Origin of the sequence: Umezawaea sp. Da 62-37 (genome assembly GCF_032460545.1) — a bacterium.
Lineage (GTDB): Bacteria > Actinomycetota > Actinomycetes > Mycobacteriales > Pseudonocardiaceae > Umezawaea.
Window position 1 is genome coordinate 2,776,731 of record NZ_CP135965.1, and the last position, 23,005, is coordinate 2,799,735.

The following is a 23,005-nucleotide window of genomic DNA, read 5'->3' on the forward strand; positions in this document are numbered from 1 at the left end:
CTAATCCCCGATCCCGGCCGGTAGCCGCTGTTGGAAGACCACGTGCGCCTCCGGGACGAGCCCGAGCTGCGGCCCTGTCACCGGTTCCGCGGCCGTGACCAGCACGTTGTAGTGGTTGGGGAAGTGGCAGGCGTCGAACCCGAGCACGGTCCCGACCAGGTGCCCGCCGATCCACAGCTGGTCGCCGCGGTCGATCACGCCCGCCCGGTCCACCTCCACGAAGCCCAGGAAGCCGACCCGGTCGATCCGGGTGCCCGGCGCGTGGTCGGTCTGGTCGGTGGTGACGAGTTCGTGCACCTCGCCCTGGCGCACGCACCTGCTGGCGAACTCCTCCAGTCGCATCCCCCGGTCCACCCGGCTGTGGGTGAGCACCTTGACCAGGGTGCCGCGCACCGCGCGCTTGCCGCCGTCCTCGTTCGGGTTCACCGCGCCCCACCGACTTCCCTGCGGTACACGGCGTCCACGAGTTCCAACGCGACCAGGCCGTCGGCGGAGGAGTCGGACGTGGTCGTCAGGATCCGGTTGAAGTGCTCGAGCACGCCGACGTACTCGTGCTCCAGCGACTGCTTGAAGTCCGGGTAGCCGGTGAGCATGTCGGCGCACAGCCGGGTGCCGTCCGCCAGCTCCACGCTGATGTCCTTGACCTCGCCCGGATAGCTCCAGTCCAGCTCCACCTCCACGGCGGCGTCGCCGGTGGCCCGCAGGAGCACCCGCGCCTTGCGGTCCACGCCGTCCGGGCCCCGCTCGACCCGCGCGTCCTCCAACGTGACGTCCCCCAGGAAGAGGCGCACCAGGTCGAAGGCGTTGGGGCCGTTGTCGGCCACGCACCCGCCGCCGCAGCGCGCCGGGTCCAGGTACCAGCGGTCGGCTCCGGCGTGCTCCTCGATCTGCTCCAGGTACCGCACGGTCAGCGACTTCACCGGCTGGTCGGACGGCAGCGAGTCGAGCAGCGCCAGGACGTTGGAGTTGTACCGGCGGTGGAACGAGGTGAACAGCGGCACCCCCCGCCGTTCGGCGAGCGCCGCCAGCTCACGGCCCTCGGCCAGGCTGATCGCCAGCGGCTTCTCCACGCAGACCGCCAGGCCCGCCTCGATGATGTCCCGGCACACCGTCACGTGCACGTCGTTGGGGACGTTCACCACGACCGCGTCCAGCACGGAGTGCTGCAACATCTCCTGGTGCGACCGGTAGCACTCGACCTTGCCCTCGAACGGCGCCAGTGCTTCCGGGCGAAGGTCGCAGACGGCCGCCAAGTTCAGCGAGGGCAGGTGTCGAAAAGCCTCGACGTAGAACCGCGAGATCACCCCGAGGCCGACGATGCCGATGTTGGTCCGCGTCATCGCACGCCTTCCGCGCCGGGGAGGTCCAGACCGCGCCGCGCGGCCAGGTCCGCCAGTTCCCGATACCGCTCGACCGGCAGCTCCACCCCGTCAGCCGTCGACCGCGCGGCCTGCTCGGCCTCGTGCCAGCCGGGGTAGCTGACAGTCCGGTCCGGCTCCAGCGGCGGGCTGTCGAGCAGGGTGGAGAACATGCCGTCGGCCTGGTCCAGGAACTCGTCGATCGGCCGCAGCGCGCCGGGTGCCACGACCAGCGCGACGAACCCGATGTCGTCGTCGCTGCCCGTCGGGCCGCCGTCGCCGGACAGCGCGGCCGCCTCCGGCCCCAGTCCCGCGCCCGGCACCAGTGCCGCGAGCACCTCGACGAGCAGACCGAGCCCGTAGCCCTTGAACGCGCCCGTCGCCGGATCGCCGCCGAGCCACCGCAGGTACGCCTCGCGCCGGTCGAGCGCGCCGGGGTCGGTGACCGGTTTGCCGTCGACGTCCTCCAGCCAGCCCTCGGGGATGGGTTCGCCCGCGCGCTCGGCCGCCCGGATCCGGCCGGTGGGCACGACTGTGGTGCTCATGTCCAGCACGTACGGGTGGTGCCTACCCGCGGGCGAGGCGAAGCTCAGCGGGTTCGTGCCGAGCACGGCGGGCCGCCCACCCGGTGCCCTGGCGATGCGCTGCCTGCCGCAGTTCGAGGCGAGCAGTGCGACGAGGTGCCGCCGCGCCAACCGTCCCGTGTGGTAGCCGGCGCAACCGAAGTGCGTGGCGTTGCGGACCGACACCATGGCTATCCCGGTGTCCTGGGCGCGGTTCGCGGCCAGGTCGAGCGCGTCCGTGGCGGACCACAGGCCCAGCGCGCGGTTGCCGTCGAGCAGGATGGCCGCGCCCTTGTCCGCCACGACCCGCGGTGTCGCGGTCGGGTCGATCCGGCCCGCGTCGATGGCGGGCAGGTACAGCCGGATGAGGTTCGCCGTGCCGTGCGAGGACATCCCGGCCAGGTCGCCGTAGCACAGCGCCTCCGCCGCGACGCGCGCCCGCTCGGCGGGCATCCCCCGGTCGGCGAACACCGCCGCGGTGAACCCGACCAGATCCCGGTACGCGATCCGCACCGTCGACCCGCTGCCGACCAGGTCCGTCACAGTTCCTGTCACAGTGCCCTCCCATCCAGCTGTCGTGTGACCCGCTGCCGTGCGAAGCGCGCCAGGATCGTCGAGACGGCCGCGGCGAACTCCGCCAGCTCGGCCTCCTCGGCGAACTCCCCTTCGGCGTGCGCGTGGTTGCGGTCGAGCCGTCCCGGCCCGAGAACGGCGGTGCAGGCGCCGGGCAGACCGGCCATCCACAGCGCGTCGCAGGTGAACGCGGGCTCGTCGTCCGGCCAGCGGGTCAGCCCGGTGTCGAGCAGCCGCGCTTCCCACTCGTCCGGAGTGGACTCCAGCGCGGGCAGGCCGCGCTTGTGCCACTCCACCGAGGTGATCGCCCTGGCGTCCGCGGCCGTCCGCGCCAGGTCCCGGTGCCCGCGGTAGCGCTGGGCGAACTCGCGCAGCGCGGCGTCCACCTCCGACTCCAGCGCCCCGGCCAGCCGGTGGCCGGTCTCCGCGCGGCCGTAGGACAGGTTCAGCATCAGCGTCCCCGAGCCGTAGACCCGGTTGTGCAGGTGTCCGGTGTGGACTCCGGCGACGCAGACCCGGCCGTCCGCGGCGTACTCGGGCAGCACTTCCGCGAGCCGCTGGGCGATGAATCCCAACAGGACGGTCGCGTTGTGGCCCGCGTCGGGGTTGTCGTCGATCGCGTCCTCGCCCCGCACCCGCACGCACGCGGTCATCGCCGCCGTGCACCTCGGCAGCAGCCGCATCCCGGTCGGCTCGCAGAACAGGTTGAGCCTGCCGTAGTGCCCCTGGCGGACCAGCGGACGGGTGCCGAAGACACCCATGGCGCCGCCCTCCTCGCCCGCCACCGCCTGGATCAGGATCCGGGTGCGCACCGCCAGCGACGGGTCGGCGGCCACCGCCGCGCGCACACCGGCCAGCAGCGCGACCGCCGGGCCCTTCGCGTCGATCGCGCCCCTGCCGCGGAAGACCGCGCCGTCGTAGCCGACCGGTTCCACCCCGGCCACGGTGTCCAGGTGGACGTTGAACATGACCGTGTCCGCCTGCGGCAGGTCCGGCCCGAGCCGCAGCACGATGCTGGGCTGGTCGGCCAGGAACCGGGGGTCGGCCTCGGCGGCCAGGCGGACCGGGAGCGGCACGTGCTCGCCGTGCAGCACGTCCGGCGCGGGCGACTCGTGCTGTGCGACGACGAAGCCCAGTTCGGCCGCGGCCTCGGCGTAGCGGCGCTGTGCCTGCCACAACCGGGGCCGCGGCCCGTCCGGACCGACTTCCAGCGGACCCGCGGTCGGCAGTCGCAGCAGGTCCAGCAGCAGGTTCCGGTCGGCGTCGGTCAGCACGGGGTCCCCCGCACCGCGGCGACGAGCCGCTCCATCGCCCGGCCGTACTCGACGAACTCCGCCAGCCCGTCGGCGCCCGCGTCCGTGCGCCCCTCGTGCGGACGGACCCGGAGGTGCGGCTCCATCGTCCAGGCGCCGGTGTAGCCGGCGTCCAGCAGCAGCCGCACGCAGTCCGCGACCCGGCAGACCCCGTCGCCGGGCAGCGTGTAGACCGCCTCGCCGTTCTCGCCGCGGGCGTCCTTCACGTGCACGTGCTCCACCCACGGCAGCAGCGGGACCAGCATGTCGTGGGCCTCGTAGCCGTAGGCGACGCCGTTGCCGATGTCGAACAGCAACCGCAGGGCCGGGCTGTCCACCTCCTCGACCAACCGCAGGGCCCGGCCGGCGTCCGCACCCGCCCAGCCGGCGCAGTTCTCGTGCAGCAGCACCAGTCCCAGCGCCTCGGCCCGCTCGGCCAGGACGCCCATCCGCCGCCGGACCCTCGAACCCCACTCGGCGTCGTCCAGCCCGTCGTTCGGGTACGACATCACCCGCACGTAGCGGGTGCCGAGCGCGGCGCACCGCTTGCCGAGCCGGTCGAGCTCGTCCAGGTCGAGCCCGAAGTCGCCGGTGATCGGCCGGGCCCAGTTGGCGATCCGCGAGTCGACGCACACCACGCCCAGCCCGGCGTGGCCGAGCGCCTCGACGACGCGGCCGAACGCGCCGTCGTCGAGGTCGGCCAGCGCGACGCCGTCGACGTTGCGCAGCTCGATGGTGGACCAGCCGAGCCGTCGGTGAGCCTCGACCTGCTCGCCGATCGACCGGCCCGCCTCGTCGCCGATGCCGGCGAAGGTGGTCGCGTGGTCAGCCGACACTGGCCGCCTCCGTCCCGGTCAGGCACAGGTCCTTGGCCTCGGCGATCAGCTCGGCCACCTGGCAGCCGATCGCGAGCTCGTCCCGGAAGTCCTTGCCCTGCTGGAAACCGAGGTACGTGTCGCGCATGTACGCGGTCAGCGCGTCGTCCGGGAAGACGTCCCGGCTGGCGGGCCCGCCCTCGGCGGCGACGTGCAACTGGGCGTAGTGGTCGTCCGCGCTGCCGGGGTAGTGGCCGATCACGTGCCCGCCCGCGAAGTCGAGCTCGATCCGCCGTTCCCGGACCGGCGACGCGAGGTCGGACACGATCCGGCTGGTCGCGGCCTCGTGCCGGAGCACCAGTTCGGCCGAGCCCATGTTGGGGATCACGGTGGAGCCGATCGTCATGTCCGACAGCCGCGCGTCGACCAGCCGCGCGGCGCCCGCCAACCGGAGGCACACGCCGAGCGAGTGCGGCGGCTCGACGTCGAACGCTGTCGGATGCCCGTCGTTGGCCAGGGAACGGCCCATCCGCGGCTTGCTCTGCATGATCTCGACGGAGCGCAGCGCGCCCAGTCCGCCGTTCGCCACCAGCTCGACGAGCCGGGCGGTCAGCGCGCTGGCCAGCCACGGCGCCACGACGGCCAGCCGCAGCTCCTCGGCGTCGGCCAAGTTCAGGATCTCCGCGAGCGCCGCCCGGTCCGTGGTGATCGGCTTCTCCACGATGATCTCGCGGAAGCCGAGCCCCGCCAGCTCGCGCAGCAGGTCCAGCCGGACCGCGGGCGGCGTGCACACGTGCACCACGGTCCTGGCCGGGTCCAGCCGCGCGGCCGCCTCGGCGATCGACGCCGTGACCAGCACGTCCTTCCCCAGTGAGGCGCCGTGCGCCCTCGGGTCGACCGCGATGACGGGCGCCGGGTCGAACACGGCGTCCCACTCCCACCCCGCCCGCAGCCTGCGCAGCACGGCCAGGTGCAGGCCAGCTCCTGCCCGGCCCAACCCGATGATCAAGGTGCGCAGCACGTCAGCTCGACTCCTTCGACTTCGCCTCGGGTCCGCCCACGGCCGCGGACGGCAGGCCGAAACTGATGTCCGCCTCCGAACCGGTGACCACCACGTCGATCCGGTCGAAACCCAACTCGGCCAACCGGTCCAGCAACTGGTCCACCAGGAACTCCGGGGCGCTCGCGCCCGCGCTCACCCCGACCGACGCCGCGTCCCGCACCCAGCTCTCGTCCAGCGCCTCGACGTCCGGCACGAGGTAGGACCGCACCCCGGCGCGCTGCGCGACCTCCACCATGCGCACGGTGTTGCTGGAGTTCTCGGAACCGACGACGAGCACGACGTCGGTCCTGCCCGCCAGCACCTTCACCGCGTTCTGCCTGTTCTGGCTGGCGAAGCAGATGTCGTCGGTGCCGGGGCCGGTCAGGTCGGTGAAGCGCTCGGTGATCGCGTCGACCACCTCGCGGGTGTCGTCGATCGACAGGGTGGTCTGGGTCGCGTAGGTGACCGGGGTGTCCCGCGGCAGGTCCAGTCGACGGACCTCCTCCACGGTGCTCACCACGATCGTCCGCTCGGGAGCCTCCCCGTAGGTGCCCTCGACCTCCTCGTGGTCGGAGTGCCCGACGAGCAGGATGGTCCGCTCGTCCCGAGCCGCCCTGACCACCTGCTGGTGCACCTTCGACACCAGCGGGCAGGTCGCGTCGATCACCCTGAGGTCGCGGGCCGCGGCGGCCTCCCGCACCGCGGGCGAGACGCCGTGGGCGGACAGCACGCACACCGCGTTGCGCGGGACCTCGTCGGTGGAGCTGACGAACCGGACGTCGCGCTGCTCCAGCGCCCAGACCACGTGGTGGTTGTGCACGATCTGGTTCCGGACGTAGACGGGCGGACCGAATCGCTCCAGGGCCATCTCGACGATGTCGATCGCCCGCCGGACACCGGCGCAGAAGCTGCGCGGTTCGGCCAGTACCACTGTTTTCCCGGTAGGCGTCCTCGGGTCTTTTGCAGAGTCCATCGCAATTCCCAGCTGAAGTGGACCGGAGTTATCGGACCGTTCGCGTCCTGCCTGCCGACAGGCCCCTTCGTCGGCTGGCCCCAAGCTCACGCATCAGAACAGGAGCCGTCAACCCCCGAACTGTTCTGGGACACCGGCCGGAGTGGACAGCCAGCCATCGCTGAAGCCTCTGACCAGCGCGTACACCGGACCGCACGGCAGGCATGGCTGATGGCAGCCATATCGCGGCCCCGGTTCGGCCAGGCTATTGCTATTGCCCGACCGGAAAAAGTACTCATACGTTTCCACTGGACTGCGGAGCACTCGCACCAATGACGTTCGGAGGACGACTACGTGAACCCACCGTCCGCGCCACCCATTCCTTTTTTCACCCAGGCTTCGTCGTTCGAACGGTGCTGGCCCGAGATCAGCCGACATCTCAACGCCCTGTTGGACCGGGGCAAGTACTCGCACGGCCGCCAGGTGGTGGAACTGGAGGGGGTGCTGGCCGACTACACCGGCGCGGCGCACGTGCTGGCGGTCAACAGCGGCACCGATGCGCTGACGCTGCTGCTGCGCGCCGCCGGTGTGCGGCGCGGCGACGAGGTCGTGGTGCCCGCGTTCAGCTTCGTCGCGACGGCGTCGTCGGTCTCGCTCGCGCTGGCCACACCCGCGTTCGCCGACATCGACCCGGAGAGCTACGCGCTCGACCCGGAGTCCGCCGAGGCCGCGGTCACCGACCGGACCGCCGCGATCATGCCGACTCACCTGTTCTGGCAGATGGCGGACATGACCGGGATCGGCGAGGTGGCCGCCCGGCACGACCTGGCGCTGGTGGAGGACAGCGCCGAGGCGATCGGCATGCGGTGGGACGGCACGCACGCGGGACTGCTGGGCAAGGGCGGCGTGCTGTCCTTCTTCCCCACCAAGACCCTCGGCGCGCTCGGCGACGCGGGCGCGATCCTGACCAACGACCCGACCGTGGCCGAACTGGCGGGGACCCTGCGCCACCACGGCCGGATGGGCCGGACCACCGACCACATCGCGGGCATCTCCAACCTGTCCGGAGCGTCCGGCACCAACAGCAAGATGGACGACGTCCAGGCCTGCGTCCTGATGGGCAAACTGCCGCACCTGGACGACGACATCGCCCGCCGGGCCCAGCTCGCCGAGGCGTACACCGAGCGGCTCAGCGGGGTGCCGGGTGTGCTGCGGCTGCCGTCGCTCGCCAAGCGCGAGGTCCGGACCGACCCGGTGTTCTACGTGTACGTCATCGAGGTGGAACGCCGCGAAGAACTCGTCGGGCACCTGACGCGACAAGGCATCGGCACCGAGGTGTACTACCCGACGCCGCTGCACCTCCAGCCCTGCTTCGCCCACCTCGGCCACCGCCGCGGCGACTTCCCGAACGCCGAGGCCGCGTGCGAGCGCACCCTCGCCCTGCCCTTCCACCACGACCTCGACGAGGACACGGTCGACCGTGTCTGCGAGGCGATCCGCACCTTCTACGCCGGGAGCCGGGCATGACCACGCTGCCGTTCTTCCCACCCGACCTGTTCGAGCAGGACCGCCAGGCGCTGCTGGACATCGTCCACGAGCACGGCACCGGGCCGTCGCAGAAGTTCATCCTCGGTGAGCGGACCGCCGCCCTGGAGGAGGCGCTGAAGGCAAGCACCGGCGCCAAGCACATGATCGCGTGCGGCAGCGCGACCGGAGCGCTGGAACTGTGCGTGCGGGCGTTGGGCATCGGGCCCGGCGACGAGGTGGTCGTGCCCGCGTTCTGCTGCCAGCCGGTGGCCAGCGCCGTGATCAACATCGGCGCGACGCCGGTGTTCGCCGACGTGGACCCGTGGACCATGGTGATGGACCCGGAGCAGGTGCCGTCGTTGATCACCGAGCGGACCAGGGCGCTGATGCCCGCGCACATCTTCTCGATCATGGCCGACATGCCGGGGTTCGTGGAACTCGGCAAGCGGTACGGGATACCGGTGATCGAGGACTCCGCGGTGGCCGAGGGCGCGGTGCTCGACGGTGTGCCGGCGGGCCGGTGGGGCGACCTCGGCGTGTTCTCCTTCTTCCAGGTCAAGGCTTTCGGCACGGCGGGCGAGGGCGGGATGGTCCTCACCGACGACGACGAACTGGCCGAGGTCGTCCGGATGCTGCGCAACCACGGCCAGGACGGCAGGACCCGGTTCACCCACCACCGGATCGGCCAGAACAGCCGCTTCGACGAGATCCTCGCGTCGTTCCAGCTGCACCGGCTGCCCTCGTTCCCCGACCGGCTGGAACGGCGCGCGCGGATCGCCGACTACTACACCGAGCGGTTCGCCCCGCTGGCCGACCGGGGCGTGCTGGCGCCGCCGGCCGGCCGCGACGGCCGCTGCTACTACGTCTACTCGCTGCTGGTGAAGCGGCGCGAGGACCTGCGCGCGTACCTCAGCGAGCGGCAGATCGGCACGCACGTGTACTACCCGGTTCCGCTGCCGCTGCAACCCGCGTTCTCCCCTTGGGCGGCGGAGGGCCGGAGCTGGCCGAACGCCGAACAGGTGAGTGCGCGCAACCTCGGCATCCCGATCTGGCCGCACCTGACCGACGGGGACGTCGAGTTCATCGCGGACTCCGTATGCGAATTCTTCGAGTGAGCGGGCTATGACCACCACTTCCGAGAAGGACTACGTCTTCGACCCGACGTGGGTCAAGGAGACCGAACGGCTGCGCACCAACGAGGCCATCTGGGACCCCGGCACGATCGAGCGGCTGGACCGGCTCGGCGTCGCCGCGGGGTGGCGCTGCCTGGAGATCGGCGCCGGGTCGGGGTCGGTCGCCCACTGGCTGGCCGACCGCGTCGGCCCGACCGGCCACGTGCTGGTCACCGACCTGGAGACCCGGCGGCTGGTGGAGCGCCGGGAGGCGGGCTCGGCGCTGGCCGAACTGCCGCAGGTCGAGGTCCGCAGGCAGGACGTGCGGAGCGAGGACTTCCCGGCGGGCGCGTTCGACCTGGTGCACGCCAGGATGCTCGTGCAGCACCTGCCCGATCGCGCGGACGTGGTCGCCAGGATGGTCCGCGCGCTGCGGCCGGGAGGCCTGCTGTTCCTGGAGGACACCGACTCCTCCACCCTGTTCCGCAGTGCCCGCTCCGAGGACTTCCTCCAGGACGTCCGGGCGGCGGGCTACGGCCTGATGCGCCAGTCCGGGCACGACCCGCGCGGTGGCCACGTCGACCTGCGGCTGGTGCTGGACGCCGGGCTGGACGCGACCGCGGAGGGCCGCGCCGTGATGGTGCGGGGAGGCTCCGACCAGGCCCGGCACTACATGCTGTGGCTGGAGTTCATGCGGGCCCGGATCACCGCCGCCGGCCTGGTCGGCGACGCGCGCATCGAGCTCGCCCTCGAGGAGATGGCCGACCCGGCCAACCACTGGCTCAGCCAGGTGATGATCAGCACCGTAGGCCGCAAACCCGGACCCGAGGAGAGCTGAAGTGCGATGACGTCGACAACGAGCCCGGCAGGCGAACGGTTCCGGGCATACGTGAAACTGGCCAAACTGTCCTTTTGGGACTACTACACCTGCATCCTCGTCGTCTTCGCGCTCCTGGCCCCGTCGGTCCAGGCGCGGCCCCGGACCTGGCTCGTGCTCGTCCTGTTCAACATCGGCTGGGTCGGCGTGGTCGCGGCGACCGTCGCCTTCGACGACGTCACCGGCTTCCGCGACGGCAGCGACGCCCGCAACTACGCGCCGTCGCAGTCCGCGCTCCGGGCCAGGGACCGGAAACCGCTGCTGGACGGCAGGCTCACGGTCGCGCAGGCGCTGCGCTTCGGTTACGCCTGCGCCATCCTCGGACTGGCCGTCTGGGCGCTCGCGTTCGCGCTGGCGCCGTACGTGTCCACCCTGGGCGTCGTGGCGGCCGCGCTGTGCGCGTTCGCGTTCATCCAGTACTCCTACGGCCTGAAGATCAGCTACTACGGCGGCCAGGAGCTGGCGCTGTGGCTGTGCACGGGCCTCTGCGTGCTGGTGCCGTTCACCATGGTCAACGCCGAGGTGACCGGGCTGATGTGGCTCGAGTCGTTCCTCTTCGGGCTGTGGAGCCTGATGGTGTCGGTGTACTCCAACATCAACGACGTCGACGGCGACCGGGAGGCGGGTCGGATCAACCTGGCCACCCGGACCTCGCCCGCGACGTACCGCGCCTTCATCGGCGGGCTGAGCCTGCTGGAGCTGGTGGTCATCGTCTTCGGCCTCGCGGTCGGCGTCGCGCCGCTGTGGTTCGGGCTCTTCCTCGTGCCGACGGTGGTCATGCGCGCCAGGCAGGCCTACAACGGCCTGGTGGCGGGCAAGCCGCTGGTCGCCCGCAAGGCGGGCGTCACCATCCACCGTTGGGGTGTCGTGGCGCTGGTGGTCGGGAACCTCGTGGTCGCCCATGTCGGCTGAGGCGGGAGCCCGCGTGGTGAGACTGGTGGTCGTCGGGCAGGGGTACGTCGGTCTTCCCCTGGCCGTCCGCGCGGCAGAGGTGGGCCACACCGTGATCGGGTACGACGTCGACGAGGGCCGGATAGGCATGCTCCTGGCGGGCACGTCGTACGTGGAGGACGTGTCCGACGAGCGGCTGGCCTGCGTGGTCGCCGCCGGGACCTACGTGCCGACGGCCAATCCCGCGGACCTGGCCGGTTTCGAGGTGGCCGTGGTGACCGTGCCGACCCCGCTGCTGGAGGACGTGCCCGACCTGTCCTTCGTGGACAGTGCGGCGCTGGCACTGGCGCCGCACGTGACGCGGGGTTCGCTGGTGGTGCTGGAGTCGACCACGTACCCCGGCACCACCCAGGACGTGTTCGGCGCCCTGCTGGAGAAGGAGAGCGGCCTCGCGCCGGGCCCCGACTTCGGCCTGGGGTACAGCCCGGAGCGGATCGACCCCGGCAACCAGTACTGGACGTTCGAGCGGACGCCGAAGCTCGTGTCCGGAGTGGACGCCGACTCCGCGCGCCGGGTGCGGGAGTTCTACGACACCGTGGTCGACACGACCGTGCCGGTGCCCTCGCTCAAGACGGCCGAGCTGGCCAAGCTGATCGAGAACACCTTCCGGCACGTGAACGTCGCACTGGTCAACGAGATGGCGGTGGCCGCCCAGGAGTTGGGCGTCGACATCTGGGACGCCATCGACGCCGCGTCGTCCAAACCGTTCGGGTTCATGCGGTTCACCCCCGGTCCGGGGGTGGGCGGGCACTGCCTGCCGATCGACCCGCGGTACCTGTCGTGGCAGGTGGAGCGCCAGCTCGGCCGCCGGTTCCGGTTCGTCGACCTGGCCAACGACGTGAACAACCAGATGCCGCGGTACGTGGTGCAGCGGCTGGTGGAGGCGCTCAACAACCGCCAGCGGTCCGCCAACGGCTCCAGGGTGCTCGTGCTCGGCCTGGCGTACAAGCGCAACAGCGGCGACGCCCGCGAGTCGCCCGCGGTGCGCGCGGCGGAGCTGCTGCTCCGCATCGGCGCCGAGGTCCGGGCGTCCGACCCGCACGTCCGGGAGTCCGTGCCCATCGACCCGCGGGTCGTGCGGGTGGAGCTGACCGCGGAGGAGATCGGCGCGTCCGACGCCGTCGTGATCATCACCGACCACGACGCCTTCGACTACGAGCTGGTCCGGACGCACGCCCGGTACGTCCTCGACTGCCGCAACCGGCTGGCGCCCGGCCCGCACATCGAACGGCTGTGACACCGGCGGGCACTCCCGCGGGCCACCTCCCGCGGAAGTGCCCGCCGACCCATGTCACAGTCCCGGACCCGCATGCGTCGGTAGTGGCAGGCAAGCGGAGGAGGAACCGAAGGTGCGGACGCAGGAACGCAGCCCGTGGGTAGTGCTGAGCGTGTTGCTCGTGGGCTTCTTCATGACACTGCTGGACACGACGATCGTGAACATCGCGATCCCGGACATGGTGACCGGGCTGGGCGCGTCGTTGGACCAGGTGTTGTGGTTCGTCAACGCCTACACCCTGATGTTCGCCGCCCTCCAGCTGCTGTCCGGCAGGCTGGGCGACCGGCTCGGGGCGCGCACGATGTTCATCGCGGGCCTGGTGATCTTCACCGTCGCGTCGGCCGCGTGCGGCCTGGCGGACACCGCCGTCCAGATGATCGTCACCAGGGCCGTGCAGGGCGTCGGCGCCGCGGTGCTGATGCCGCAGACCCTCGCGCTGATCAGCGCGGTGTTCCCCCCTGCCAAGAGGGGCGCCGCGTTCGGCGTCTGGTCGTCGGTGGCCGGGCTCGCCATCATCACCGGTCCGACCCTGGGCGGCCTGCTGGTCAGCACGGTCGGCTGGCGCTGGATCTTCCTCATCAACGTCCCGCTCGGCGCGTTCGCCGTGGTGGCCGCGCTGGTCGTGGTGCCCAACGCGCGTTCCGGCCGCCAGTCGCGGCTGGACCTGCCGGGGGTGCTGCTCTCCACCGTCGCGCTCTTCCTGATCATCTTCGCGCTGATCGAGGGGCAGAGGTTCAAGTGGGGCGCGGTCTTCTCGTTCGTCACCATCCCGATGCTGCTCGTCACCGGCGTCGTGGTGTTCGCGCTCTTCCTGCTGCTCCAGCGGAACAGGCAGGAGCGCGACCCGCTGCTGCCGTTCCAGCTGTTCCGCAACCGGGTGTTCTCGATCTCGGTGACGCTGTCGTCGGTGATCCTGTTCGCGTCCGTCGGCCTGCTGCTGCCGCTCACCATCTACCTCCAGTCCGTCCTCGGCCTCTCCGCCGTGATGGCGGGCCTGGTGCTGGTGCCGCCGTCGGTGATCTCGCTGCTGCTCTCCCCCGTCGCGGGCAGCCTGGTGGCCAAGGTCGGCGGCCGCGCGATCCTGGTGCCCGGCCTGCTGCTCTACGGCGGCGGCGTGGGCCTGGCGGGCCTGATGGCCGGACCCGACTCCAGCCCGTGGGTGCTGATGCCGGGGCTGATCCTGTTCGGCATCGGCATGGGCGTGGTCTTCCCGGCGATCAACACCCTGGCCATGCGGGACGTCCCGCCCCCGCTGGCGGGCGCGGCGTCGGGCGTGCTCGCCACGACCCGCCAGCTCGGCACCGTGCTGGGCACCGCGACGGTCGGCCTGCTGCTGCAGAGCCGCCTCGCCTCCGAGGTGACCGAGCAGGCCGCGCTCCGGGCCGGTGACGTGCCCGCCGAGGCGCGGGCGGGCTTCCAGGACAGCGTCGCCACCGCGGTCGACCGCGGCCTGGACGTCGGCGCCGGGCGGAGCGGCGGCATCCAGCTGCCACCGGGCCTGTCCCCGTCCGCCGCACAGGAGACGACCCGGATCACGCACGAGGTGTTCGGCTCCGGCTTCACCACGGCCGCGACCTGGGCGCTGGTCCTGACCGCCGTGGTGCAGCTGGTCGGCATGCTGCTCGCGTTCGGGCTGCCGGGCAGGCCCAAGCCGGTGGCGCCGGAACCGGCGGAAGCGCCCGCCGCCGTCGGGGAAGGGCTGTCGTGACAACGGATCCGTTCGACCTGCGGCCACCCGACTGGATGACGTCGCGCTACCGGCACGAGGGGTGGTGGCGGGACAGGTCGATCCTGCACGACCTCGTCAGCGCCGCCGCCACGTGCCCGACCCGGCCCGCGATCGTCTCGTACCGGGCGGAGACGGGCCGGGTGACCACCCTGCGGTACGGCGAGCTGCTGCGCTACGTCCGCCGCTTCACCGGCGCGCTGGCCGCGCTCGGCATCCGGCGCGGTGACGCGGTGGCCTACCAGCTGCCGGACTGGTGGGAGACGACCGCGCTCACCCTGGCCTGCATGTGGACCGGCGCGGTGGCCGTGCCGATCCAGACCACCATCGGACCGCGCGAGGTGGAGCTGATCCTCACCGACTCCGAGGCCAGGCTGTGCGTCACGACCCAGTCCTGGCAGGGCACCGAGCCCGCGGCGGAGCTGGAGCGGATGGCGGGCAGGCTGCCCCGGCTGCGCTACCGCGTGGTGTACGGCGACCAGCCGGGCAACGGCGCGGTCGACTTCGCCGAGCACTTCCTCGACACCCCGCACGAGGACCTGGCCAGCAAACCGCCGCCGCTGCCGACCGGGTCGGCGATGGACGAGCCCCGGCTGCTGATGTTCACCTCCGGCACCACCGGGCAGCGCAAGTCCGTGCTGCACACCGAGAACTCGATCTACGCCGGGATCGCCGGGTACGCCCGGCCGGTGGAACGCGGCTGGGACCGGCACGAGGTGTTCTGCACGCCGCACCCCATCACCGCGCTCGCCGGGCTGCTGTACTCCATCTGGGGGCCGCTGCTGGCCCAGGGGACCGGCGTGTACCAGGACGTCTGGGACGCCGACCGGCAACTCGACCTCATCGCCTCCGCGGGCGTGACGCAGCTCTTCGCGGCCCCGATCTTCCTCACCCGGATGGTCGAGGCGCAACGCCGCAGACCCCGCGACCTGCCGACGTTGCGACTGCTGAAGGCAGGTGCCTCGCCCGCGCCCACCGGCCTGGTCGACCAGCTGGCCGAGGGGTTCGGCGTGCCGATCCGGTCCTGCTGGGCGATGACCGAGGTCGGCCTGGGCATGCGGACGCGGGAGGACGACCCGGACCGGTGGGCGGCGCACAGCGACGGCCACCCGCTGCCGGGCCTGTCGGTGGACCTGCGGCCGGTGCCCGGAGTCGACGGGCTGAGCAGGCTGTGGGTCCGCGGCCCCTCGCTGTGCACCGCCGTGTGGCAGACCAACGCGGCGGGCGAACGGGACGTGCGCAGGCCGTGGGAGTCCGACGGCGGCTGGTTCGACACCGGCGACCTGGTCCGGCCCGACGGTCGCGGCGGCCTGCGGTTCGCCGGGCGGGCGAACCGCAGGATCGGCGGCATGTTCATGATCCCGGTCGAGGAGGTGGAAAAGGAGCTGCACCAGCACCCGGCGATCCGCGAGGTCGCGGTGATCGGCTACTCGGTGTCCGACTGCGACGAGCAGCCGTGCGTCGTGGTGGCCTCCCGCGGCCGCTGCCCGTCCCTGGCCGACCTGCGGGACTTCCTGGTCTGGAGGGGGATGACCGAGTGGTACCTGCCGACCAAGCTGATCCAGGTGGACAGCCTGCCGCACGACCCCTGCGGCAAGGTCGACTACGACCGGCTACCCGTCGTGCTGTCCGCCGCGAAGGTTTCCTAGGCCGTACCCGGCTTTGAGCACCCACTGCGCCACGTGGATCCGGGACGGCAGGCCCAACCGGTGCATTATCTGCCGGACGTGGTTCACCGCCGTCCACTCGGAGATCTGCAACTGGTGGGCGATCTGCCGGTTGGTCAGCCCCTGGCTGACCAGCGCGGCGATCTGGTACTGCCGGGGCGTGAGCTTCGCGTCCTGCGGCGCGCTGGGCGTCCGTCCGCTGCCTGCCAGCAGCGGCGCGGACAGGATTTCCGCCACTACCGCGGCGGTGTCGAGTAATCGGCCCTCGTGCCACAGCGCCTCGAACCGCGGGTTGCCGAGGTGGGTGCGCAACTGCCGCAAGGGCCCCGCGGGCACGGATCGCAGAGCCCGCAACGGCGCCGCGCGGGTCGCCTTGCGCAGCGTCGAACTCGCCGCCATCACCCGCACGACCCTGTCCTCCTGACCCGGAATCTGCTTCCACAGCAGGAAGGCGTACGCGTCGAGCACGGTCGGCAGCATGGTGCGCTCCCCCACCGACCACAGCTTCTCCAGGCTCAGCCGGAACGACCGCTCGGCCAGGTCGACCTGGCCGCGGGCCACCGCGACCTCACCCTGCTCGGCGACCACCAGGCCCAGCCCGCGCACGTCCTGGTGACGCAGGTACACCTGTCGGGCGGCCTCCAGCCGCTCCTCCCACCGGTCGAGGTCGTGCCCCGAGGACATGGCGAGCGCGAGCGCCGCGTCCCCGATCTCGGTCGGCGCCTCCGGCCTGCCCGCCGCCCGGATCACGGCGTCCACCGACCGCACGTTCAGCCGCTCGCCCGCGTGCAGCAGCGTGGCGTGCCGCTGGGCCAGCATGGCCAGTTCCAGGTCCTGGTCGCCGGACGCCCGGTAGGCCGTGCCCGCCCGGTGGAACGCTTCCGCGGCCCGCAGCACGTCGCCCATCGCAGTGGCCAGCACACCCTGAGCCGAGTCCAGGGCACCTCCCGACAGCGGCGGCGCGGCGGCGAGGTGCAGGCTGCCCACCTCCAGATGGCCGCGGACCAGCCAGAACCGGTGGATCGCCACGGCGGTCCGCGCGGCCTCGGTCAGCCGCCCCTCGTGCCGCAGGAACTCCAGCGCGCGTCGCACGTTGTCGTGGGCCGCCGCGAGTTCGTCCAGCCAGTGCGCCTGGTCGGGACCGGTCAGGTGCGGCCGGGAGCGCTCGGCGAACGCCTGGAAGTGCTCGGCATGCCGGGACCTCGCCTCGACGAGTTCGCCCCGTTCGGCAAGCACGGCCATGCAGAACGCCCGCACGGTCTCCAGCACGGCGAACCGCGGGTCGCCCGCGCCGTGCCGGACCGCGACCAGGTTGAGGTCCACCAGCGGTTCCAGCACGTGCTCGGTCTGGTGCGGAGCCAGCCCCCCGAGTTCCTCGACCGTGTGCAGCCCCACGTCCTGCGAGGACACCGAGATCCGCGTCAGCAGGCGCTGCTGCTCCTCGTCCAGCAGCCGGAAGCTGCTCTCCGTCAGGGCGTGCACCGACCTGTGCCGCTGGAGCTTGCCGGTGTTCTTGCCCGCCGGGCCGTAGCTGCCCTCGCGCAGCCGGGCGACCAGGGTGCCGACCGGGAACAGCCGCAGCCGGGCCGCGGTCAGCTCGATCGCCAGCGGCAGGCCGTCCATCCGGCGGCAGATCTCCGCGACCGGGCCCGCGTTCTCCGCCGTGAGCGCGAAGGACGGGTCGACGGCGCGTGCCCGGTCCATGAACAACGCCACCGACGGGTACTCCTGCAACTCCGCCACGTCCTCGGTGAGCGGCCACTTCGGCGTGGGCAGCGGCCGCAGCGGGAACAGCCGTTCGCCGTACAGCGTCAATGGGCGTCTGCTCGTGGTCAGCACCCTCAGGTCGTTGAGATGATCTCAGCGAGTTTCAGGTGAGTCGTCCATGTTCGAAATGAGTGAGGACGAGGGCGGCTTTGACGATGGCGCCGATCTTGCGAGGGCTGGTGGTGAAGTGCCGTAAGGCGCGCCAGCGGCCGGTCAGCGTCGCGAATCCGCGTTCACCCAGACAGCGCAGGCCACGCAGCAGGGCATTGTAGGTGCGCGTGTCGACATCAAGTACCTGCCCGCCTGCGGGCTGCTTGACCGGTGTGAACACTCCGATGCCCGCCCCGTCGTAGCCGTTGTCGGCCAGGGTGGGCAGGTCGAGTCGGGAGGCGGCCCAGTACAGGGCGCCCAGCACGTGTTCGCGGGCCGCGGTCAGGTCGTGCACCGAGCCGGGTTCGACATCGCTGATCCACAGCGGGAAACCGTTCGGCGCCATCAGGGCCTGGATGTTGCCGCCGTGCTCGTGTGCTTTGCCGGAGTACCACCGGTCGATCTGCTCGCCTTTCGCGCTGGTGGTCTTCTCGGCGAGGCGGTCGGTGGGAAAGATCTTGCCGTCGAGAACGACGTGGGCCAGTCCCTCGTTCTTGGCGTGTCGCAATGCTGCGTGCAGGTCCGGGGCTTGCTCGGCGAGCACGGTGATGATCTCGTCGAGGTAGCGGTAGCCGGTGGCGCGGGAGATGCCGTGATCTCGGGCCAGCGCGGTGATGTCGGTGTTCTGGCGGAACCAGCGCAGGCCCATGACGGCCTGCCCGTAGCAGGTCAGCGCTCTGGCGCCCTTCCGAGTGCCACGGTCGCGGCGTTGGGTGTGGAGCAGGCGGCCCAGGTACTGGGCGAGTTCGCGGGGCACGTCGAGTGTGGCACGATAGCTGATCACGGGGAGCTTTCTGACTGGGATTTGATCTTCGCAAATCCAGTCCTATCAGAAGCTCCCCGTCCTTCTGCTCTCAGGCTCTGTTGTGCCTCGGGTCGCATGGCCAAGCGTTCGGCTGACTCCGTCAGGCCTTCAACGTTGGTGAGATCACCTCGTTGTGCCAGGACAACAGTTCACGAACCATCAAGGCCAGGTTCTCGGTGACTTGCTCACAGCCGTCGAGAATGAGCAGGACGTCACCGTCCGGCACCTTCTCGGCAATCTCCTGCACGTTAGCCCGTTCACCGATCAGACAACCGAAATTATCCACCACGGAGTCGGCGATCGCGCGCAGCGCTTCCTCCGCGGTCGTCGCGCCGTGCAGGTCCACCACGGCGACGGTGACCGAGTTCAGCCGGGTCATCTCGTCGGCCACCGCGGCCGCCAGCCTGCTCTTGCCCACCCCACCCGGCCCCGTCACCGTGGACAGGTGGGTGTCTGACCTGCACAGCTGCGCGGTCAGCGTCAGCAGGTCCGTATCGCGGCCGACCAGCGGCGGCAACTGGCGGGCCAACCGCGTCGACTGGTTGCCGCCCCGACCCAGTCCGGCGGTGGACGTGCACGTGTGAGGCATTCCCGATTCCCCCATTCAGTGGCCCGCACCCACCGGCTTCGCGCCGTCGGGTGCGGTCATCGAACTGCCCGTGTTCGCCGGTATCGTGAAAAAACGCTAAACGGTGGTCCAATTGGCTGACGCCCAATGCGTCCGTTCGACTCCTCGACACGAATCTATTGGACCGCTAGGGCACCCACCCGCCGGATGGCGTTCACGAATAACTGCACGGTGTCTTATTCTGGATTGTTTCCATGCTCGTGTCCACTATCCGGGAGGGGTGCCGGCGATTGAACTCGCATAACAACACCTTTGCCGCGAAACCGATCTCCGGCGCCCATGTCACAGTCGGGCGCTCGCGTGCGTCGGTCTGGGCAGCAGGTCGACGAGGGGAAGAGTGGATCATGAGTTCGCTGGGAGAGAAGTTCGTCGTGGCGTGGGCGACCCAGGACTGGGACGCCCTCGCGGAGCTCTACGACGAGGACGTCATCCTCTACGCGCCCTTCGCGTGGAAAGTCGCAGGCCGGGCGACGATCCTCAAGGTCGCCGTCCAATTCCACCTGACGTACCCAGGGCTGCGGGCGGCCCTGCACGACGAGTTCCACAACGCCGACAACACCCGTGCGGTGTTCCGCTACTCCTGGGACTGGCACAACACCGGCCCGTTCTACGGGCAGCCCGCGACCGACGAGCGCGGAACCACGATCGAGACCCACACCGTCCGGCTGCGCGACGGCCGCATCACCGAGCAGATCGTCTCCACGAACAACCTGGCGTTGATCAGCCTGCAACTGGGCCGGGGCGTGGAGTTCCCGTTGGTCACCCCGGATCCGGCGCTGGCCATCGTCTCCGCGGCCGGCTGACCCCGCACCGCTTAGGAGACATCACCCAGCGGCGGCCCTGGTCGACGACGAGGTGGTTCCGCCGGCGTCACAGGCCCACCGCGCCCGGCCGGTCCATTGTGGACTCCGAGTGGCCGAACCCATGGGCGCGAAGTGGATCCACACCACTAGCTGAACATCCTCCGGGAGGGCCCGCTAGTCGGCGGGCACCCGGATGCGGGACAGCTTGTGCTCCTCGCGGATGACCCAGATGGCCTCCACCCGGCCGTCCGACTCCGCGAAGTCGAGGACGAACGTCGCGTACAACTCGTCGCCCACGACGAACAGCCCGCTGCCGCTGCCGTTGAACTCCACGTACCGCGACCGCATCCCCCGCGGGAACCGGCCCGCGACCGACGCGAAGTACTCGGCGATCGACAGCGACCCGGACACCGGCTCCCAGGGACCGCCCTCGGACTGGCCGTTGGAGTCGACCCACATGGTCACGTCCGGTGCGAGCAGCTCCATCAGCCCACCGAGGTCGCCGCCGAGAGCCGCCGCCAGGAACCGCTCGGTCACCTTCCTGGCCTGCTTGCCGTTCGCGGCGAACCGCGGCCGCCCCCGGACGTTGCCCCGCGCCCGGCTGCCGAGCTGGCGCACGGCCGCCTCCGAACGGTCGATCACCGCCGCCACCTCGGGAAAGCTGAAGCCGAACACCTCGTGCAGCACGAACACCGCCCGCTCCAGCGGCGACAACCGTTCCAGCATCACCAGGATCGCCATGGAAACGGAGTCAGCCCTGGTCACACCCTCCGCCGAATCCGGCCCCGTCAACAACGGCTCCGGCAACCACGACCCGACGTACTGCTCCCGCCGCACCTTGGCCCGCCGGAGGTGGTCGATCGACGTCCGGGTGACCGCGCGAACCAGGTAACCCCGCGGATCGACGACCGCCTCCCGGTCGATCCTGCTCCACCGCAGCCAGGTCTCCTGCATGGTGTCCTCGGCGTCCACGACACTGCCGAGCATCCGGTACGCGATGCCGAACATGAGTTCCCGGTATTCCTCGAACACATCGGTCCGAGTCGGGTCCGCCTGCATACCGAAACCATACCAGTCAGGCACCCCAGAACCCGGCGCCGATCAGGCGAAGTACTGGCGGCCAACGGGTTTTCCGGCGTACCCGCACCAGTGCGCACCCCCGCACGGAACCACCGGGAGATCCCCATGGCCCCGCTCAACGGTCACAGGGGGCAAGCGGTCAACGCACGACGAAATCGACGAACGAACTGCCGGTCTGCCCGCCATCGGTGCGGATGTCCACCTGAAGGCGGTAGTCACCCGGCGAATCGAGCGAATCCTTGAAGTTGAACATGGTGATCCCCCCGGACGTGCACCTGGTGTTGCGCAACGGCAACACCTCGGTGCCCCCGCGCGTCAACGACCAGGACGGGTAGCAGCCCGAACTGAGCTGACCGGCATCGTCGTACACGTCGACGTTCGCCCCCGGCGTCGATCCCGCGCGGTACTCCGACGGACCGATCTTGCCCCCCGACCCCATCTTGATGGTGACGATCAAGGCCCCGGCGCGCTTCGGAGGAGCCGCGGCTGTCGTGGGCGTTTCAACCGGTGACCGAACCGCGGCGGTCGCGGAAGGCTGGGCCGCGGCTGTCTCGTTCGGGACTTCCTCGGGTTGGGGTAAACCAGTCGGAGTCACTCCGGTGGAGCCTGCCTCCTGCGTCTGCTGCGGCAGAGCGGCTGTCGTCGTCGCCGTACCCGTGAAGCGCTCCACGAACGACAGGAAACCGTCCACGTTCGCCGCACCGACGACGATGGCCGTCACGATCGCGGCGACCGCTCCGAGTTTGCCGTACTTGGCCCAGCGATCGCTCCCGTGCGTCATGCGCCGTCGCTCCCCCTCGATGTGGATGGTGTCGGGAGCTGTATCGACCGAAGGGCCCGAAAGGTTTCGCGCCACACGATGTTCGCGCTGCCACAAGGCGCCTTCTGAGCAGCACCCACCCGCTGGATCCGGACTGCTGCCACGAATTCCCCGCCCCGCGCCTCGGCCGCGTCCACCACGTCGTCAACCAGGCCCCGCTCGGCCGCACAGCAGGGGCTCATCAACTCCTCGCGGTAGACCCGCACCAGCCGCTCACGGGTGGCGTCGATGTCAACCGTCCCCGCCGACGACGCCGTTTGGTTCGCGACCACGCCCACCACGTTCCCGTCCAGCCGGACGAACACGCACACGATGTTCGTCGCCCATTGCTCGTGCACCTCCAGGAAGTCACCGTCGTCAACCAGTTCGGCCTCCGCACAACCACGCCGCCTCCGTTGTGCAGAGCAGCAGCCACGTCGTTCGGCACGGTCAACCGACCCTCCGGGCATCACAGCGCCAAAAGAAACAGCGCACCCCGACCAACCGTCTCCGACCCGCGGTCCACGACCGGCATGACAACCGCGTTGACCACGATCCCGTGCGAAGCCAACTCCAGCGCGAGCCGCCGCACCGCCTGGTCCACCGAGATCACCGTGAACCCGACGACAACCACCCGCCCACCTTCGGTGAAGGACTCACCAGCGCAGCGGCCACGCCGTCCAACACCGCCAGATCCGGCGAGACCACGTGGTGCACGCAGGCATCAAGCCCGCCACACCGAACACGCACAGCCTCAACCAGCCCGACCACAGCCTCACGATCACCAACCGCACCGCAACAACCTCCACCCCACCGTCCGTCCGGACAGCACCCTTCGCGCCCCACCCTCGTCCGCATCACCCTCACCACAACCCGCCCCACCAACCCAAGGCCAGTAACCTCGCCGCCACTCCCAATCACGCCGATCACCTCCACTCTGGTGCGCCACCACCGTCCACCCGCTCACTAGGCCCCAACTCAAGAGCAGACCGCGCGGCGGATGCCCCCTTGGGTCGCTTGAGAAGTCGTCGCCGCTGGTAGTGCGAGGGGGTCGCTGTATTTGATGGCATATTCGGGTGATCGTGTCTTTGCTCTACATGGTGGCCAGGAAACTGCTGTCCGTCCCGTCAGCGGTGCTGCAGCACGCGAACGCGATACGTCGCCGACAACTGACGGGCCCGACCCACTACGAACCGGCTGGCCGACTCCGACCATCGCCCACGGTCTGCTGACCTACACCCG

Annotated in this window: 22 protein-coding genes; 8 read left to right on the forward strand and 14 right to left on the reverse strand. The window is 70.7% G+C overall.

Translation table 11 applies throughout. The features are described from left to right. From RM788_RS11965 to ispH, 7 genes are read right to left on the reverse strand one after another with little or no spacing between them, the layout of a single operon-like run. Window positions 1–426, reverse strand: coding sequence for a DUF6917 domain-containing protein (locus RM788_RS11965; protein ID WP_315931691.1), 426 nt, complete (start codon window positions 424–426; stop codon window positions 1–3). Further along, entirely contained in the window at window positions 423–1,340 is a 918-nt protein-coding gene (locus tag RM788_RS11970) for a Gfo/Idh/MocA family protein (RefSeq protein WP_315931692.1), read from the reverse strand. Before RM788_RS11970 ends, RM788_RS11965 begins: the two co-directional genes overlap by 4 nt. After that, window positions 1,337–2,476: an Ldh family oxidoreductase gene (locus tag RM788_RS11975; RefSeq protein WP_315931693.1), complete on the reverse strand. Its 1,140-nt coding sequence runs from the start codon at window positions 2,474–2,476 to the stop codon at window positions 1,337–1,339. The genes RM788_RS11970 and RM788_RS11975 overlap by 4 nt, the downstream gene beginning before the upstream one ends. Next, a complete protein-coding gene (locus RM788_RS11980; protein ID WP_315931694.1) occupies window positions 2,473–3,768 on the reverse strand; it encodes a M20/M25/M40 family metallo-hydrolase in 1,296 nt (431 codons plus the stop codon). Before RM788_RS11980 ends, RM788_RS11975 begins: the two co-directional genes overlap by 4 nt. Then, window positions 3,762–4,622 (reverse strand): sugar phosphate isomerase/epimerase family protein, encoded by an 861-nt coding sequence (locus tag RM788_RS11985; RefSeq protein WP_315931695.1) that lies wholly within the window; start codon window positions 4,620–4,622, stop codon window positions 3,762–3,764. The genes RM788_RS11980 and RM788_RS11985 overlap by 7 nt, the downstream gene beginning before the upstream one ends. Further along, window positions 4,612–5,622: a Gfo/Idh/MocA family oxidoreductase gene (locus RM788_RS11990; protein WP_315931696.1), complete on the reverse strand. Its 1,011-nt coding sequence runs from the start codon at window positions 5,620–5,622 to the stop codon at window positions 4,612–4,614. The genes RM788_RS11985 and RM788_RS11990 overlap by 11 nt, the downstream gene beginning before the upstream one ends. Window position 5,623: 1 nt before the next feature. After that, on the reverse strand, window positions 5,624–6,574 hold the full coding sequence (gene ispH / locus RM788_RS11995; RefSeq protein WP_315931697.1) for a 4-hydroxy-3-methylbut-2-enyl diphosphate reductase: 951 nt from the start codon (window positions 6,572–6,574) through the stop codon (window positions 5,624–5,626). 375 nt (window positions 6,575–6,949) lie between these two features. Between ispH and RM788_RS12000 the strand changes: the two genes are divergently transcribed. From RM788_RS12000 to RM788_RS12030, 7 genes are all read left to right on the forward strand, one after another. Beyond that, the gene (locus RM788_RS12000) at window positions 6,950–8,122 is read left to right on the forward strand and encodes a DegT/DnrJ/EryC1/StrS family aminotransferase (protein ID WP_315931698.1); all 1,173 of its coding nucleotides are present in this window, start codon (window positions 6,950–6,952) and stop codon (window positions 8,120–8,122) included. Further along, window positions 8,119–9,237: a DegT/DnrJ/EryC1/StrS family aminotransferase gene (locus RM788_RS12005; protein WP_315931699.1), complete on the forward strand. Its 1,119-nt coding sequence runs from the start codon at window positions 8,119–8,121 to the stop codon at window positions 9,235–9,237. Before RM788_RS12000 ends, RM788_RS12005 begins: the two co-directional genes overlap by 4 nt. A gap of 7 nt (window positions 9,238–9,244) precedes the next feature. Then, window positions 9,245–10,072: a class I SAM-dependent methyltransferase gene (locus RM788_RS12010; protein WP_315931700.1), complete on the forward strand. Its 828-nt coding sequence runs from the start codon at window positions 9,245–9,247 to the stop codon at window positions 10,070–10,072. Window positions 10,073–10,078: 6 nt separating this feature from the next. Beyond that, window positions 10,079–11,023, forward strand: a complete 945-nt coding sequence (locus RM788_RS12015) for a UbiA family prenyltransferase (RefSeq protein WP_315931701.1) — start codon at window positions 10,079–10,081, stop codon at window positions 11,021–11,023. 13 nt (window positions 11,024–11,036) lie between these two features. Then, a complete protein-coding gene (locus RM788_RS12020) occupies window positions 11,037–12,299 on the forward strand; it encodes a nucleotide sugar dehydrogenase (protein ID WP_315931702.1) in 1,263 nt (420 codons plus the stop codon). 112 nt (window positions 12,300–12,411) lie between these two features. Beyond that, window positions 12,412–14,046 (forward strand): MFS transporter, encoded by a 1,635-nt coding sequence (locus RM788_RS12025; protein WP_315931703.1) that lies wholly within the window; start codon window positions 12,412–12,414, stop codon window positions 14,044–14,046. Then, window positions 14,043–15,713: an AMP-binding protein gene (locus RM788_RS12030; RefSeq protein ID WP_315931704.1), complete on the forward strand. Its 1,671-nt coding sequence runs from the start codon at window positions 14,043–14,045 to the stop codon at window positions 15,711–15,713. The genes RM788_RS12025 and RM788_RS12030 overlap by 4 nt, the downstream gene beginning before the upstream one ends. Here RM788_RS12030 and RM788_RS12035 read toward each other — a convergent pair. The 3 genes from RM788_RS12035 to RM788_RS12045 form a co-directional block, all read right to left on the reverse strand. Then, the gene (locus tag RM788_RS12035; RefSeq protein ID WP_315931705.1) at window positions 15,678–17,546 is read right to left on the reverse strand and encodes an ATP-binding protein; all 1,869 of its coding nucleotides are present in this window, start codon (window positions 17,544–17,546) and stop codon (window positions 15,678–15,680) included. The genes RM788_RS12030 and RM788_RS12035 overlap by 36 nt on opposite strands. Window positions 17,547–17,601: 55 nt before the next feature. After that, entirely contained in the window at window positions 17,602–18,432 is an 831-nt protein-coding gene (locus tag RM788_RS12040) for a transposase family protein (protein ID WP_315921658.1), read from the reverse strand. A gap of 121 nt (window positions 18,433–18,553) precedes the next feature. Next, window positions 18,554–18,982, reverse strand: a complete 429-nt coding sequence (locus RM788_RS12045; protein ID WP_315931706.1) for an AAA family ATPase — start codon at window positions 18,980–18,982, stop codon at window positions 18,554–18,556. Window positions 18,983–19,425: 443 nt separating this feature from the next. On the opposite strand from RM788_RS12045, the gene RM788_RS12050 reads away from it, so the two are divergent. Beyond that, the gene (locus RM788_RS12050; protein ID WP_315931707.1) at window positions 19,426–19,884 is read left to right on the forward strand and encodes an ester cyclase; all 459 of its coding nucleotides are present in this window, start codon (window positions 19,426–19,428) and stop codon (window positions 19,882–19,884) included. A 174-nt stretch (window positions 19,885–20,058) separates the two neighbouring features. Here the strand turns inward: RM788_RS12050 and sigJ are convergent, their stop codons facing one another. The 4 genes from sigJ to RM788_RS12070 all read right to left on the reverse strand — a co-directional run bounded on the left by sigJ (window position 20,059) and on the right by RM788_RS12070 (window position 22,367). Beyond that, complete coding sequence (gene sigJ, locus RM788_RS12055) at window positions 20,059–20,943, reverse strand: RNA polymerase sigma factor SigJ (protein ID WP_315931708.1); 885 nt, start codon at window positions 20,941–20,943, stop codon at window positions 20,059–20,061. 160 nt (window positions 20,944–21,103) lie between these two features. Next, the gene (locus tag RM788_RS12060) at window positions 21,104–21,745 is read right to left on the reverse strand and encodes a hypothetical protein (RefSeq protein ID WP_315931709.1); all 642 of its coding nucleotides are present in this window, start codon (window positions 21,743–21,745) and stop codon (window positions 21,104–21,106) included. Next, complete coding sequence (locus tag RM788_RS12065; RefSeq protein ID WP_315934616.1) at window positions 21,742–22,233, reverse strand: carboxyl transferase domain-containing protein; 492 nt, start codon at window positions 22,231–22,233, stop codon at window positions 21,742–21,744. Before RM788_RS12065 ends, RM788_RS12060 begins: the two co-directional genes overlap by 4 nt. Then, the gene (locus RM788_RS12070) at window positions 22,233–22,367 is read right to left on the reverse strand and encodes a hypothetical protein (RefSeq protein WP_315931710.1); all 135 of its coding nucleotides are present in this window, start codon (window positions 22,365–22,367) and stop codon (window positions 22,233–22,235) included. The genes RM788_RS12065 and RM788_RS12070 overlap by 1 nt, the downstream gene beginning before the upstream one ends. Window positions 22,368–23,005 lie beyond the last annotated feature (638 nt).